The organism is Mycolicibacterium chubuense, assembly GCF_001044255.1.
GTDB classification, from domain to species: domain Bacteria; phylum Actinomycetota; class Actinomycetes; order Mycobacteriales; family Mycobacteriaceae; genus Mycobacterium; species Mycobacterium chubuense.
On record NZ_JYNX01000079.1, the window covers coordinates 1 to 14,659 of the forward strand.

At 69.0% G+C, this 14,659-nt stretch carries 9 protein-coding genes and 1 pseudogene; 6 read left to right on the top strand and 4 right to left on the bottom strand.

Going from position 1 to position 14,659, the window contains the following annotated elements:
- Window positions 1-212 precede the first annotated feature (212 nt).
- The 6 genes and pseudogenes from MCHUDSM44219_RS25910 (at window position 213) to rfbA (ending at window position 5,189) form a co-directional block, all read left to right on the top strand.
- Window positions 213-1,541, top strand: a complete 1,329-nt coding sequence (locus tag MCHUDSM44219_RS25910; protein ID WP_048421148.1) for a UDP-glucose dehydrogenase family protein — start codon at window positions 213-215, stop codon at window positions 1,539-1,541.
- A pseudogene (locus MCHUDSM44219_RS25915) lies at window positions 1,538-1,861 on the top strand (DUF1330 domain-containing protein). The gene MCHUDSM44219_RS25910 and the pseudogene MCHUDSM44219_RS25915 overlap by 4 nt, the downstream one beginning before the upstream one ends.
- A gap of 8 nt (window positions 1,862-1,869) precedes the next feature.
- Window positions 1,870-3,186: a cytochrome P450 gene (locus tag MCHUDSM44219_RS25920; RefSeq protein ID WP_048421149.1), complete on the top strand. Its 1,317-nt coding sequence runs from the start codon at window positions 1,870-1,872 to the stop codon at window positions 3,184-3,186.
- A gap of 4 nt (window positions 3,187-3,190) precedes the next feature.
- On the top strand, window positions 3,191-3,937 hold the full coding sequence (locus tag MCHUDSM44219_RS25925; protein WP_048421150.1) for a maleylpyruvate isomerase family mycothiol-dependent enzyme: 747 nt from the start codon (window positions 3,191-3,193) through the stop codon (window positions 3,935-3,937).
- A 17-nt stretch (window positions 3,938-3,954) separates the two neighbouring features.
- Window positions 3,955-4,326 (top strand): nuclear transport factor 2 family protein, encoded by a 372-nt coding sequence (locus MCHUDSM44219_RS25930; RefSeq protein WP_048421151.1) that lies wholly within the window; start codon window positions 3,955-3,957, stop codon window positions 4,324-4,326.
- Window positions 4,326-5,189, top strand: a complete 864-nt coding sequence (gene rfbA, locus MCHUDSM44219_RS25935) for a glucose-1-phosphate thymidylyltransferase RfbA (RefSeq protein WP_048421152.1) — start codon at window positions 4,326-4,328, stop codon at window positions 5,187-5,189. Before MCHUDSM44219_RS25930 ends, rfbA begins: the two co-directional genes overlap by 1 nt.
- Before the next feature lie 2,320 nt (window positions 5,190-7,509).
- On the opposite strand, the gene MCHUDSM44219_RS25945 is transcribed toward rfbA, so the two are convergent.
- From MCHUDSM44219_RS25945 to MCHUDSM44219_RS25960, 4 genes are all read right to left on the bottom strand, one after another.
- Window positions 7,510-8,739 carry a YibE/F family protein gene (locus MCHUDSM44219_RS25945; RefSeq protein ID WP_172506311.1) on the bottom strand — a complete coding sequence of 410 codons (1,230 nt, stop codon included), beginning with the start codon at window positions 8,737-8,739 and terminating at the stop codon, window positions 7,510-7,512.
- A gap of 34 nt (window positions 8,740-8,773) precedes the next feature.
- The gene (locus MCHUDSM44219_RS25950; RefSeq protein WP_048421155.1) at window positions 8,774-10,039 is read right to left on the bottom strand and encodes a pyridoxal phosphate-dependent aminotransferase; all 1,266 of its coding nucleotides are present in this window, start codon (window positions 10,037-10,039) and stop codon (window positions 8,774-8,776) included.
- A 105-nt stretch (window positions 10,040-10,144) separates the two neighbouring features.
- Window positions 10,145-13,306 carry a heterodisulfide reductase-related iron-sulfur binding cluster gene (locus tag MCHUDSM44219_RS25955; protein WP_048421157.1) on the bottom strand — a complete coding sequence of 1,054 codons (3,162 nt, stop codon included), beginning with the start codon at window positions 13,304-13,306 and terminating at the stop codon, window positions 10,145-10,147.
- A 136-nt stretch (window positions 13,307-13,442) separates the two neighbouring features.
- On the bottom strand, window positions 13,443-14,659 hold a 1,217-nt coding region (locus MCHUDSM44219_RS25960), incomplete at its 5' end, for a LuxR C-terminal-related transcriptional regulator (protein WP_048421156.1).

A 14,659-nucleotide genomic window follows, 5' to 3' on the forward strand; every position in this document is an offset into this window, starting at 1 on the left:
ACGCCGGCATCCGCGACCGCAACGGCACGCGACCCATCGCAACACTCCTCAATCACACGGGGTGTTGCATCGACCCCTTGAAACCGCCCCGCCGATCGCGACCCTGAGTGCACATTCTCGGCGGGCCGCCCGCACGCGTTCGTCATCTGGCGTTGGTCTGGTGCTCGGTGTCACGTTCCCATCGGCTCATCACGGGTACCTAGAGAGGCACTATGCGATGCACTGTCTTCGGCACGGGATACCTCGGAGCCACCCACGCCGTCGGCATGGCCGAGTTGGGCCACGAGGTGATCGGTGTCGACATCGATCCGGGCAAGATCGCCAAGCTCACCGCAGGTGACGTTCCGTTCTACGAGCCCGGACTGCCAGAGATGTTGCAGCGCAACCTCGAGACCGGCCGGCTGCGGTTCACCACCGACTACGCCGAGGCTGCCGAATTCGCCGACGTGCACTTCCTCGGCGTCGGTACCCCACAGAAAAAGGGCGAGTACGCCGCCGACCTGTGTCATGTCCACGCCGTCGTCGACACGCTCGTTCCGCTGTTGACGCGGGCGGCGGTGATCGTCGGCAAGTCGACCGTGCCCGTCGGCACCGCCGCCGATCTCACCGTGCGCGCGGCCGCTCTCGCGCGGCCGGGCGTCGACGTGGAGGTCGCGTGGAACCCCGAGTTCCTGCGGGAGGGCTTCGCCATCCACGACACGCTGCATCCCGACCGCATCGTTGTTGGGGTGCAGCGTGATTCGCGATTGGCCGAGGATGCGGTACGCGCGCTGTACGCGCCGCTGCTCGAAGCCGGGGTGCCGTTCCTGTTGACCGATCTGCAGACCGCCGAGCTGGTCAAGGTCTCGGCGAACGCCTTCCTGGCGACCAAGATCTCGTTCATCAACGCGATCTCCGAGGTGTGCGAGGCCGCCGACGCGGATGTGACGATGCTGGCCGACGCGCTCGGCTACGACGCGCGCATCGGCCGCCGGTTCCTCAACGCCGGGCTGGGTTTCGGCGGGGGGTGTCTGCCCAAGGACATCCGCGCGTTCATGGCCCGCGCCGGTGAGCTGGGCGCCAATCAGGCGCTGACGTTCCTGCGTGAGGTCGACAGCATCAACATGCGCCGCCGCACCCGGATGGTCGAGCTCACCACCCGGGCCTGCGGCGGCTCCCTGCTCGGGGCGAACATCGCCGTCCTCGGCGCGGCGTTCAAGCCCGAATCCGACGACGTGCGCGACTCACCGGCGCTCAACGTCGCCGGCCTGCTCCAGCTCAACGGCGCCACGGTCAACGTCTACGACCCCAAGGCGATGGACAACTCCCGCCTGCTGTTCCCGACGCTGAACTACTCGACGTCGGCCGCCGAGGCCTGTGAGCGGGCCGACGCGGTACTGGTGCTGACCGAATGGGCCGAGTTCGTCGACATCGATCCCGCCGCCCTGTCCGATACCGTGCGCACGAAAGTCGTTGTCGACGGCCGGAATTGCCTCGATGTCGAGCGGTGGCAGCAGGCGGGTTGGCGGGTCCACGCGCTGGGTCGTAGCGTCGGGACGTGACCGTCTACGCGTTGAACCTGTTCGACGTCGCCGACCGCGACGAATACCGCGCCTACTCGAAGCGCTCCCCGAAGGAGGTCGCCAAACACGGCGGCCGGGTGGTGGCCCTCGGGCGCTTCCGCGAATCGGTCACCGGAGACATCGAGCCCCGCCCGGTGCTGATCCTCGTCGAGTGGGACTCCGAGGAAGCCTTCGACAGCTAGCGCAACGATCCGGAACTGGCCGACCTGCACGCCCACCGGGAGAACGGCTCGTCGTCCTACATCTGGCATCTGTTCGATCGGTTGGACGATCTGCGACCGCTGCTTAAGCTCGAGTGATGGACCGTATGCGGCACCGGATCCGCTGGCTCGCCCTGCACGGCATCGTGCGCACGCTGTCGGCGATCGGGACGCGGCGCGGCGGGGACCCGCAGGCCCGGCTCATCGCCGACCCGGCGGTGCGTGCCGACCCCGCGGCATTCGCCGACGAGCTTCGGGTGCGCGGGCCGGTGGTGCGCTGCCGCGCGGTGTACATGACGTTCGACCACGCCGTGGCCAACGAGATCCTGCGCTCCGACGACTTCCGCGTCTCGGCGCTGGGCGCCGGGTTGCCCACACCGCTGCGCTGGATCAACGAGAAGACCGACCCCGGCCTGCTGCACCCCATCGAGCCGCCGTCGCTGTTGTCGATCGAGCCGCCCGACCACACCCGGTGCCGCAAGCTGGTGTCCTCGGTGTTCACCACGCGTGCGGTCACCGCCCTGCGCGACCGGGTGCAGCACACCGCCGACGAGCTGCTCGACCAGCTGGAGAGCCGGTCCGGCGTGGTCGACGTGGTGGCCGAGTACTGCTCGCAGCTGCCCGTCGCGGTGATCAGCGACATCCTCGGCGTCCCTGAGTCCGACCGGCAGCAGATCCTGCGTTTCGGCGAGCTCGCCGCGCCCAGCCTTGATATCGGGTTGTCCTGGCGGCAGTACCAGCAGGTGCACGAGGGCATCGCGGGTTTCAACGCCTGGCTGGGTGAGCACCTCGAGTACCTGCGGCGCCACCCCGGCGATGACCTGATGAGCCAGCTCATCCAGGCCAGCCACGCGTCCGAGGAAAGCGCCCGGCTGTCCGACCGCGAACTGCAGGCCACCGCCGGTCTGGTGCTCGCCGCCGGTTTCGAGACCACGGTGAACCTGCTCGGCAACGGCATCCGGATGCTGCTCGACACCCCCGAGCACCTCGACACACTCGCCGCCCGACCGGAACTGTGGCCGAGCGCCGTCGAGGAGATCCTGCGCCTGGACTCGCCGGTGCAGATGAGTGCCCGCTTCGCCCGCCGCGACGTCGAGATCGCCGGCACCCGCATCGGGCGCGGCGAACTCGTGGTGATCCACCTGGCCGGAGCCAACCGGGATCCGCAGGTGTTCACCGATCCGCACCGGTTCGACATCGAACGCGACAACGCCGGCAAGCACCTGTCGTTCTCCGGCGGCCGGCACTTCTGCCTGGGTGCCGCCTTGGCGCGCGCCGAGGGAGAGGTGGGACTGCGCACCTTCTTCGAGCGCTATCCCGGTGCCCGGCTGGCCGGCGAGGGCCATCGTCGAGACACCCGCGTGCTGCGCGGATGGTCAACATTGCCGATCACGCTTGGGACCGCGCGCGCCGCGCTAGCGTGAAGTCGTGGACTTCCGAGCAGCTCTGCTCGAGCAGACTCGAGCTTTCGGCGACCTGATCCGAACGGGAGACCCGGCGACTCCCGTGCCGACGTGTGGAGACTGGACCCTCAAGCAGTTGTTCCGTCACGTCGGGCGCGGAAACCGTTGGGCCGCACAGATCATCCTCGAACGGCGGAACCAGCCGCTGGACCCGCGCGACGTCCGGGACGGCAAGCCGCCGGACGATCCCGACGCGGCCGCCGACTGGCTCTATCAGGGCGCGCAACTGATCAGCGATGCGATCGACCGCGTCGGCGCCGAGACCCGGGTGTGGACGCTCGTCGGCCCCCGCCCGGCGGGATGGTGGATCCGCCGCCGGCTGCATGAGGCGACCGTGCACCGCGCCGACGCCGCCTTGGCGCTGGGCGTCCCGTTCGATCTGTCTCCTGAACTGGCCGCCGACGCACTGAGCGAGTGGATCGATCGCGTCTCGGTGGACAGGCGGCACGGGCCCGCGCTCGAGCGTGGGCAGTCCATCCACCTGCACGCCACCGATCCCGAACTCGGCCCGACCGGGGAGTGGATGATCGTGCACGACGAGGAAGGCCTGTGGTGGTCGCATGATCACGGCAAGGGCAGCGTCGCGCTGCGCGGCCCGGCCAAGGATCTGCTGCTGGCGACCGTCCGGCGCATCTCGGTCGCCGACGCGGACATCGAGGTGCACGGCGACACCGCCGTCTGGGACGGGTGGCTGGACCGCACGCCGTTCTGAGGGCGTAGTTTTCGATCATGACCACTTCGGAGATGGCCACTGTCCTCGCCTGGCACGACGCGCTCAACACCGGCGACGTCGACACCCTGCTCTCGCTGTCCAGCGACGACATCGAGATCGGTGACGCCCATGGCGCCGCGCAAGGGCACGAGGCGCTGCGGTCGTGGGCGCAGGGGTTGGGCGGCCGCACGATCGAGCCCGGCCGGATCTATGTGCACGACGGGGTGGTGGTCGTCGAGGAGAGCACCGCCTCGGCGGCGGGGGACGCCGGATCGGCGGCCTCGGCGTTCCGCGTCGTCCACGACCACGTGACGTCGGTGTTCCGGCATGACGACCTGGCTGCCGCGCTGGCAGCCACCGAGTTGACCGAAGCAGATCTGACCGGCTGATGCGCGGCATCATCCTGGCCGGCGGTTCGGGTACCCGGCTGTATCCGATCACGATGGGCGCGAGCAAGCAGCTGCTGCCCGTCTACGACAAGCCGCTGATCTACTACCCGCTGTCCACGCTGATGATGGCGGGCATCCGGGACATCGCGGTGGTCACCACCGGCCACGACGCCCCGGCGTTTCGCCGCCTGCTGGGCGACGGCTCTGACTTCGGCATCAACCTCACCTACGCCCTGCAGGACGAGCCCGACGGTCTGGCACAGGCGTTCGTGATCTGCGCCGACCACATCGGCAACGACTCCGTCGCACTCGTGTTGGGCGACAACGTCTTCTACGGCCCGGGACTGGGCACCAGCCTGCGTCGATTCCAAACCGTCAGCGGCGGAGCGATTTTCGCGTACTGGGTGGCCGATCCGTCGGCCTACGGGGTGGTCGAGTTCGCCGACGACGGCACAGCCCTGTCGCTGGAGGAGAAGCCGACAACGCCGAAATCGCACTACGCGGTGCCCGGGCTGTACTTCTACGACAACGACGTCGTCGACATCGCCCGCTCGCTGCGCAAGTCGGCGCGCGGGGAGTACGAGATCACCGAGATCAACCAGAGGTATCTGGAGCAGGGCCGGCTCAGCGTCGAGGTGCTCGCACGAGGAACCGCCTGGCTGGACACCGGGACGTTCGATTCGCTGTTGGACGCCAGCGATTACGTGCGCACGATCGAACGCCGTCAGGGTCTGAAGATCAGCGTGCCCGAGGAAGTGGCGTGGCGGGTCGGGTTCATCGACGATGACGAACTCGCCGCCCGCGCACACAAGCTGCTCAAGTCCGGCTACGGCGCGTATCTGCTCGAACTGCTGGAGCGCTGAGCCTTTCCCGAGGGAAATCCCTGATTGCCATACAGCCGTATCGGCCGTAGGTTTGCTGGAGACTCTAGGGGGAGGGCGTTCGCATGGGGTGGGACAGGTACGTCGGGCGCGTCGGTGCGTTGGCGGTGGCATTGGGAATCGGGTCTGCGGTGGCGGCCGTCCCAGCCGTGGCGTGGGCGCAGCCCGATGATTCGCCCTCTGCCGGGGCTTCCGAGAGCCCTGGCCGACAGGCGCCCGAACGCACGACCAAGACGGCGGACAAGACCTCGTCGGCGGCGACGTCAGACGATCGGGATACCGATACCCCGCCGACGAAGAAGCGTGGCCTGAGCGTCAAGCGCGCTGACCGGTCGACCGCCTCCGAGACGGAACCCGACCGACACCAGTCCGATCCGGCCGACGATACGGACAACACCCCAGATGCGACACCTCTTGTGGCGCAGGTCAATACAGAAGACACCGACGATGTGGTCGCTGCTCCCACGGTCAGGACAGTCCTGAAGTCGATCTACACTCCGAAAGCCGCGCCTCGCCACGACGACGATCCCGAAGCCCCCGCCGCGTCACCGCTGCTGGCGACCATGCTGGTCGCCGCCCGGCGCCACGCTGACGAGCATCGGGCCGGCTCCGCGACGACCGCTGCCGCGTCGAGCACCGCGCAGTCGGCCGCGGCAGCCGAACCGAGCGAGGCGAGCACGCCGCTCCCCGGCGCGCCCAGCGGACCCGTCGTCGTCGGCGCCAACGGCACCGTCTACCAGGTGACCACCGGCTCGGGAGGCACCCGGGTCAGCATCGTCGACAGCTCAGGCAACGTGCTCAGCACCACCGATGCCTTTGCCGGTACACCGAATATCTACTCGCAGGGCGTCACCCGGCCGGACGGGTCGCTGGTGATCGTGACCTCCAACGAACGCGGTAACCGCTCCACCATGTGGTCGGTCGACAGTGCGGGCGTCGTCACGAAGGTGGCCGCGTTCACCGGGTCGCCCAGCGGAAAGCCGACGGTGGGCGCCGACGGCGCCCTGTACCTCGACACGTTCATCCCAACGATTTTCGACCCGACCGGCGCGGCCGACTACCGGACCGTCCGCATCTCGCCCACGAACACCGTGCGGTCCTTCGCGCCCGACACCGGCGTCACGCTGGCGCCCGACGGCAGCGCCTACCTGCTCTCCACCCAGTTCGGTCTCCGGACGCTACGTGCCTTCGGCGCGGACGGGGCGACGANCGGCAACGACGGCCGCGGACCGATCCTCGGCGAGGACGGCTACGTCTATCTACCTGTCGGGGTGCGAACGCTGTTCGGCGGCAAGACGACTCGGATATACACCATGCGTGGAGCCGCGATCACCACGCGTACGATCACGGGCCTGCCCGGGAGCGTCGTCGTGAAGAACGACGGCGTGTACCTGGAGACCGTCACCTACACCGGCGCCAAAGACAACGGGGTCGACGGCACCACCGCCATCTACAAGATCGTCCCGTCGGCGATCGCCGAGCCGAGGATCATCGAAGGACGCCTCCGCAGCTTCCAGGTCACGGCGGAAGGCACCATCTACGCAGTGATCAACGACCCGTCGCTGCAGAACACGCCGGTCGTCGTCATCAGCCCCGACGGCACCAGCAGGAGCACGGTCACGCTCCCCGGAACGCCGCCCCAGCTCGAGGCATCGAACCGGATCCTCGGTGCCGGCGAGCAAGCCGACGACCACGGCTACGTCACTTACACCGCCAACGACGCGGCCTATCTCGCGGTGCTGAACGCCGACGGCACCATCGACCGCACTATCGAACTGCCCGCCGGCACCGTTCCCGGGCAGGTTTTCTTCGGCCCCGACGGCGCGGCCTATCTGCTCAGCCAGGTGCGCCAGCTCGGTGGCGCCGCCACCTCACAGATCCTGCTGACGTTGTCCAACGACACATTCTCACCGTCGGTGAGTGGACCGGCCTTGGCCAACATCTCCGACGTCCAGTTCGGCCCGGATGGCAGCGGATACCTGATCCTGCGCAACGATCCGTCGTTCGGAAACCAGATCGTGGGTTTCGACTCGGCCGGGCTGACGGGCGTCGAGCTGACGTTGACGCACCCGGTGGTCACCCAGTACGGATCATTCCCGGTGCAGGCCTTGGTGTTCGGCCCGGATGGCACGGCCTATGTCGCGAGTGGCGCACCCGACGACGCCGGGGTCTACGCGCTCACCACGTCAGGAGTGACCAAGGTGCTCGACCTCGGCGGCACGCCGCCGCTGTATCTGCCCGTCGTCGGCCCCGACGGCACGGTCTACGTGACCACTGGGCAGAACGTCAGGACCATCCCCGCCTAGGCGTTTTCGGCGCGGTGCGGGGTCGCGAGGATCGCGGCGATGCCCGTGGTCAGCGGTACCGAAAGGGCCAGAGCGATACCACCGACCGCGGAGCGGGCGATCTCGATCGCCACGCTCTCGCTGGTCAGTACGTCGCCCAGTGACCGGCTCGCGACGCTGAACAACAGCAGCAGCGGCAGCGCGCTGCCCGCATAGGCCAGCACCAGGGTGTACACCGTGCTGGCGATGTGGTCACGGCCCACGCGCATCGCGCCGACGAAGATCGCCCGCCGGCCCACCGGCTCCAGCTCGGCGAGTTCGAACACCGCCGAGGCCTGGGTGATCGTCACGTCGTTGAGCACACCGAGCGAGCCGATGATGAAGCCGGCGAGCAGCAGCCCGGTGATCGACACGTTGCCCAGATACGCGGCCACCTCGTTGTTCTGGTCTTCCGACAGACCGGTCAGGTGGGCGAATTCGATTGCCGCCCAGGACAGCAGCGCCGCCACCAGCAGTGAGGTCAACGTGCCCAACAGCGCGGCGCTGGTGCGCAGGCTCACTCCGTGGGCGAGATAGATGACCGCGAACAGGATGGCGGCGGAGGCGACCAACGCAACGGGGACCGCGGGCGCCCCGTCGCGCAGGGCGGGCAGCAGGAACACCACGAGCACGCCGAACGCGATCACGATGCCGACCAGCGCGCGCAGCCCGCGCCATCTCGCGACCGCCACGATCACCACCGCGAACACCGCGGCCAGCACGGTCAGCGGCCACGTCCGCTCGAAGTCGTAGAACGAGTACGTGGTGGTGCCCACATCGTCGACCTGCCGGCTGATCCGGATGTCGTCGCCGACGGCAAGCTGCGGTTGCCCGGGGCCGCCGCTGAACTCGAGCAGCGTCGTCGCCCCCTGATTCGGTCCGGAGTCGATCGCCACCACCGTTTGCACGCACTGTGCCCCCTCGCCGACCGCAGGCACGGGAGCGGAGGTGAGCACCGCTCCGGCCGACGGACTGCCGCACGTCGCGGTGCTGCTCGAGACCACATGGCCGGCCTCGGTGGTGACGGCGCCGCCCGCGGCATTCTGGAAGGGGAGCGGGATGTCGGCCTTCTGGCCGCTGGGCCAGAGCACGACCGCGCCGATGGCAACCGCCACCGCACACGCGGCCAGGATCGCAACGACGATCTTCGCGGCCAGCGGCCCGAGCGGCGACGGCCCGCTCAGCGAATGCGAGTGTGAGTGCGCCACCCGGACAGAGTAGGCGGTCGGGGGCGGGATGCCCCTACTGCCGATAGCTGACCAGGAAGTTGCCCAGGCGTTCGATGGCAGCCGCCAGGTCGCGCGCCCACGGCAGTGTCACGATGCGCAGGTGATCCGGTGTGGGCCAATTGAAACCGGTTCCCTGCACGACGAGGATCTTCTCCTGCAGCAGCAGGTCGAGCACCAGTTGTTCGTCGTCGTTGATCTCGTAGACCTCGGGATCCAGCCGCGGGAACGCGTACAGCGCACCTTGCGGTTTCACGCAGGAGACGCCGGGGATCTGGTTGAGCTTCTCCCATGCGACGTCGCGCTGCTCCAGCAGCCGGCCGCCCGGAAGGACCAGGTCGTCGATGCTCTGGTGGCCGCCGAGGGCGACCTGAATCGCGTGCTGTGCAGGCACATTCGGGCACAGACGCATGTTGGCCAGCAGGCTGATGCCCTCGATGAAACTGCCCGCGTGCTCTTTGGGTCCGGTGATCACCAGCCACCCCGAGCGGTAACCGGCCACCCGGTAGGCCTTCGACAGCCCGTTGAAGGTCAGCGTGAGCACGTCGGGCGCCACGGACGCCATCGAGATGTGCTGCGCGTCGTCGTAGAGGATCTTGTCGTAGATCTCGTCGGACAGCAGCAGGAGCTGGTGCTTGCGCGCCAGTTCGGCGATCTGCTCGAGCGTCTCGCGGCTGTACACCGCACCGGTCGGGTTGTTCGGGTTGATGACCACGATCGCCTTGGTGCGGTCGGTGATCTTGGACTCCAGGTCCGCGACGTCGGGATTCCAGCCCTGCGTCTCGTCGCACAGGTAGTGCACCGGGGTGCCGCCCGCCAACGAGGTACACGCCGTCCACAGCGGATAGTCCGGAGCGGGGATGAGCACCTGGTCGCCGTTGTCGAGCAGGGCCTGCAGGGTCATCTGGATGAGCTCGGAGGCGCCGTTGCCGAGGAACACGTCATCGATGTCGAAACGCGGGAAGCCGTCGACGAGCTCGTATCGGGTGAACACCGCGCGCCGGGCGCTGACGATGCCTTTGGAGTCCGAGTAGCCCTGGGCGTAGGGGAGCGCCTGGATGATGTCGCGCATGATCACGTCGGGCGCCTCGAAGCCGAACGGCGCGGGATTGCCGATGTTGAGCTTGAGGATGCGGTGCCCCTCGGACTCCAGACGCGCGGCGTGCTCGTGTACGGGGCCACGGATCTCGTACAGAACATCTTGCAGCTTGCTGGACTGCGTGAACTCGCGCTGACGCGCGTGCCCGCTGCCCGCCTGCCACGGCACCTGATGGGTCGTCATGTGGACAAGTGTCGCATCGCCGTCCACCGAAATATGAATCGAGCGTGCACCCAGGGTCGTTGATCGGCGCTGATCACGACCCTGGATGCACGCTCGCTGACATCGTTACCGGCGGCCGGGGCGTCGGGCACCCTTGGCGATGCCGAGGCCCTTCACGGGCGGCTCGTCACCCACCACGCGTGCCTCGCCGTTGCCGTTCGTCGCCGGGGCGGCGGGCTCGGGCTCGGGTGCGGCGGCCTCAGGTTCCGGGGTCTGCTCAGGCTCGGCGGCCGGTTCCGGGGCGGACGCCGGCGCCGACGCGGGTGCCTTCTTGGCGCCGGGGCGACGCGCACCGGGCGCGATGCCCAGGCCCTTCACCTCGGGTTCCGGCTTGGCGTCGAGGCCGCGGTCCGAATCGGCGGTGTCCGGGGCCTCGGTGCCGGCCTCGGCCTTGTCCGGATCGACGTTCGCCGGCTGGACGACGGTCGACGCACCCTCGTTCGGGGACGCCGGTGCCTTCTTGGCGCCGGGCCGCCGCGCTCCCGACGCGATCCCCAGCCCCTTGACCTCGGGCTCGGCCTTGGCGGGTGCCTCGGCAGGCGCGGTCTCGGCAGCCGGGGCTGCCGGGGCGGCCTTCTTGGCACCGGGCCGCTTGGCCCCGCCGGCGATCCCCAGCCCCTTGACCTCGGGCTCGGCCTTGGCGGGCGCCTCGGCAGGCGCGCTCTCGGCAGCCGGGGCTGCCGCGGCGGCCTTCTTCGCGCCGGGGCGCTTGGCCCCGCCCGCGATGCCCAGACCCTTGGCCTCCACGGCCGCGGGCTTGTCCTCGGCGGGTGCGGCGGCCTTCTTGGCGCCCGGCCGCTTGGCTCCGCCGGCCAGACCCAGGCCGGTGACCGGCTTGGATTCGGCCGCGGTATCGGCCGTGGCCTCGGCGGGCGCCGGGGCCTCAGAAGCCTCGGAGACCTCTTCGACCTCGGCCGGCGCCTCGGCCTCGACCTGCGCGGCGCGCTCCTCGGCCTCCTTGGCCGCCGTGCCCTTCTCGGGCAGCGTGACGCCGGTCTTGTCGAGCGAGCCCAGCAGCAGCTGGGCGACGTCGAGCACCTCGGGCGCCTTCTCCAGGCTGCGCGTGGACGTGACGTCGTCGACGCCGTCGGTCATCATCACGCGGCAGAACGGGCAGCCCGTCGCGATCGCCGACGCGCCCGTGTCCACGGCCTCCTCGGAGCGCTCGACGTTGACGCGCTTGCCGATGTGCTCTTCCATCCACATCCGCGCACCACCGGCGCCGCAGCACAGGCCGCGGTCGGCGTGGCGTGGCATCTCGGTCAGCTTGGCCCCCGACGCGCCGATCAGCTCACGCGGCGCCGAGTACTCCTTGTTGTGCCGGCCCAGGTAGCAGGGGTCGTGGTAGGTGATGTCCATCCCGCCGTCCGCCGGCTTGACGGGCACCAGCTTCTTGTCCCGGACCAGCCGGTTCAGCAGCTGGGTGTGGTGCAGCACCGTGTAATTGCCGCCGACCTGCGGATACTCCCGGCCCAGCGTGTTGAAGCAGTGCGGGCACGTGACCACGACCTTGCGGTCCACCCGCTCGACACCGGAGAACAGGTCGTTGAGCGTCTCGACGTTCTGCGCGGCCAGCTGCTGGAACAGGAACTCGTTGCCCGAGCGGCGCGCGGAATCGCCGTTGCAGGTCTCGCCCTCGCCGAGCACCAGGAACTTCACCCCGGCGGTGGCCAGCAGCTCGGCGACGGCCTTGGTGGTCTTCTTCGCGCGGTCCTCGAACGCGCCGGCGCAACCGACCCAGAACAGGTACTCGTAGCCGGCGAACGATTCGACGTCCTTGCCGTAGACCGGGACGTCGAAGTCGACCTCGTCGATCCAGTTCGTGCGGTCCTTGGCGTTCTGACCCCACGGGTTGCCCTTGTTCTCCAGGTTCTTGTAGAGCACACCGAGCTCACCGGGAAACTCGGACTCCATCATCACCTGGTAGCGACGCATGTCGACGATGTGATCGATGTGCTCGATGTCGACCGGGCACTGCTCTACGCACGCACCGCACGTCGTGCAGGACCACAGCACGTCGGGATCGATGACGCCGCCCTGCTCGAGGGTGCCGACGAGCGGGCGCGTGGCCTGCAGCGGCGAGCCGGCGGGGATGCGCTCGAAGCCCGACTCCGGCACGTGCTCGTGGGAGTGTTCCTCGCTCTTCTTCTCCCCGCGCAGCTCCTCGCCGAGACCGCCCTCGGGGGTGTTCTGCAGCGGGGATTCCTTGCCGTCGAGGAAGTACGGCGCCTTGGCGAACATGTGGTCGCGAAGATTCATGATCACGAGCTTGGGGGACAGCGGCTTGCCGGTGTTCCACGCGGGGCACTGCGACTGACAACGCCCGCACTCGGTGCAGGTCGTCATGTCGAGGTAGCCCTTCCAGGTGAAGTCCTCGATCTTGCCGCGGCCCAGTACGGCGTCCTCGGCGGGATCCTCGAAGTCGACGACCTCGCCCTTGGACTCGACCGGCAGCAGCGGGCCCAGGCCGTTCGGCATCCGCTTGAAGGTGACGTTGATCGGCGCCAGGCCGATGTGCAGGTGCTTGGAGTGCAACACGATCAGCAGGAAGACCAGCATGATCGCGATGTGGCCGAGCAGGGCGAGCGTCTCGATCCACTCGTTGGCGGGCACGCCCAGCGGCCGCAGGATCGCGCCCATCAGCTGCGAGAAGAACGCGCCGTTGCCGTAGGGCAGGTTGCCGGTCACCACGGCCGCGCCACGGACCAGCGCATAGGTCCAGATGACGTTGAAGATCATGAACAGGATCAGCCAGGCGCCGCCGGTGTGGGAGCCGTAGAACCGGGAGTCGCGGCCGTGCTTCTTGGGCTCGCGAACGATGCGGATGATCGAGAACGTGATGATGCCGGCGAGCACCGCGACGGCGAAGAAGTCCTGCAGGAAGCCCAGAACATCCCAGCGGCCGACGATCGGGATGTGGAAATCGTGGACGACGAGTAGGCCGAAGGCCTCGAGGTAGACGGTCGCCAGGACGAAGAAGCCCCACATCGTGAAGAAGTGCGCGATGCCGGGGACGGACCACCGCAGCAGCCGGGTCTGGCCGAACACCTCTTCGAACTGTGTGGTGATCCGCTTCTTCAGGTGGTCTTTGCGGTTGTTGGCCTCGCTCATGGGCTGGCCCGACCGGATCAGCTTCGTCAGCCACAGCACGCGCTTGACGGCGAAAAGTCCGACGACCACGATCATCAGCGCCCCGACGATCATTCTGATGAGCATCTGGGTTTCCACGCGCATCCTCCGGTTCTGGTTACCAGCGGGTAACTTAGACCATGTTACTGACAAGTAACTTTAGCTCGCTGCCAGCTCATAGTTGCATCCGGCGCGGATACACCGCTACACAGGCTGTCCTAACCTGACGCCGCGGTCATTGCGCGGGGGCGAGCATCACCCTCAGCATCGACAACATCTCCGAGCGTGATTCGGCCCCGAGGCGACGCCGGATCCGGGCAACGTGGTGCTCGACGGTCTTGGCCGAGATGAACAGCTGCGCCCCGATGTCCCGGTACGGCAGGCCCTGCACCAGAAGCTCGGCGACCTCACGTTCGCGGTCGGACAGCCGGGTGGCCCCGCGCGCCGCACCCGGCCGCTGTGCCGGGGCCGCCGGCCGCTCGGCGGGTACCGGCTCGTCGGATGGCTCGGGGGCGGACACCGCCTGCTTGAGATCACGGGCGAGCTGCAGCATGGCCTGCGAGACGCGGGGGTCGGCGGTCTGCAGGGCGGCCTGGCCCGCCAGCCGGGTGGCATCCGAGGTGTGGCCGAACTGCGCGAGCGCACGCGCCGCCGGGGCCACCTCGTCGACATCGACGTGCCCGGCGAGCACCCGCAGCCAGGTGCGCCCCGCCGTGGCCAGCGCTTTCGCGAACGAACTGTGCGCCGCGGCCGCCGTCAGCGCCTGCCCGTGCGGGGCGACGTCGTCGGGGGAGTTGGCCAGGATGCCCGCGTGCACACCGGCCCAGTGCAGCGGCACCGACCACAGCCCCGGATCATCGAGCGCACGCAGCAATCCGAACGCCTCGTCGAGGGTGTGGCTCAGCCGGTCGACCTGACGCATCCGCGCCGCGGCCACCCACAGCTCGCCGAGCGGCAGCAGCGCGAACACCTCGGTCGAGCACTCGGCAAGCACCTCCATCGCCGAATACCAGTGCTGCTGCATGGCTCCGGTGTCGCCGCCGCGCCGGGCGATCGCCGTCTGCAGCGCCGCGGCCCACAGCGCGTCGCGCCGGTGCAGCTGCTGGCCGGCCACCGCGGCGACGGCCGCGCCGGCCGCCGGCAGGTGACCGTCCTGCATGAGCGCCCAGCCGAGCAGCAGCCGGTGCCGGTGCGTGACGAAGATCGCATCTGCGGCACCGGCGCGGCCCCCCTCGCGGACGGCCCGTCCGATCACCGACCGCGCCCGCACGGGGTCGCCGCCGTGCAGCGCGGCGAGCGTGACCAGGGCGGCCGGCGTGTCGGGAGTGACGATGGAGCGGTCCTGTTCGGCGCCGATGGCCTGGCTCAACCGGGCGAGCGCGACCGGATACGGCTGGTCGAGCGTCATCAGCAGGCCTTCGGTGACGGCCCGGGCCGCGCGCGCCGTCGGCC

Excerpts from the sequence above, each read along its gene's own strand:
- rfbA (WP_048421152.1), top strand. The coding sequence starts at position 4,326 with ATGCGCGGCATCATCCTGGCCGGCGGTTCGGGTACCCGGCTGTATCCG.
- MCHUDSM44219_RS25930 (WP_048421151.1), top strand. The coding sequence starts at position 3,955 with ATGACCACTTCGGAGATGGCCACTGTCCTCGCCTGGCACGACGCGCTC.
- MCHUDSM44219_RS25910 (WP_048421148.1), top strand. The coding sequence starts at position 213 with ATGCGATGCACTGTCTTCGGCACGGGATACCTCGGAGCCACCCACGCC.
- MCHUDSM44219_RS25920 (WP_048421149.1), top strand. The coding sequence starts at position 1,870 with ATGCGGCACCGGATCCGCTGGCTCGCCCTGCACGGCATCGTGCGCACG.
- MCHUDSM44219_RS25950 (WP_048421155.1), bottom strand. The coding sequence starts at position 10,039 with ATGACGACCCATCAGGTGCCGTGGCAGGCGGGCAGCGGGCACGCGCGT.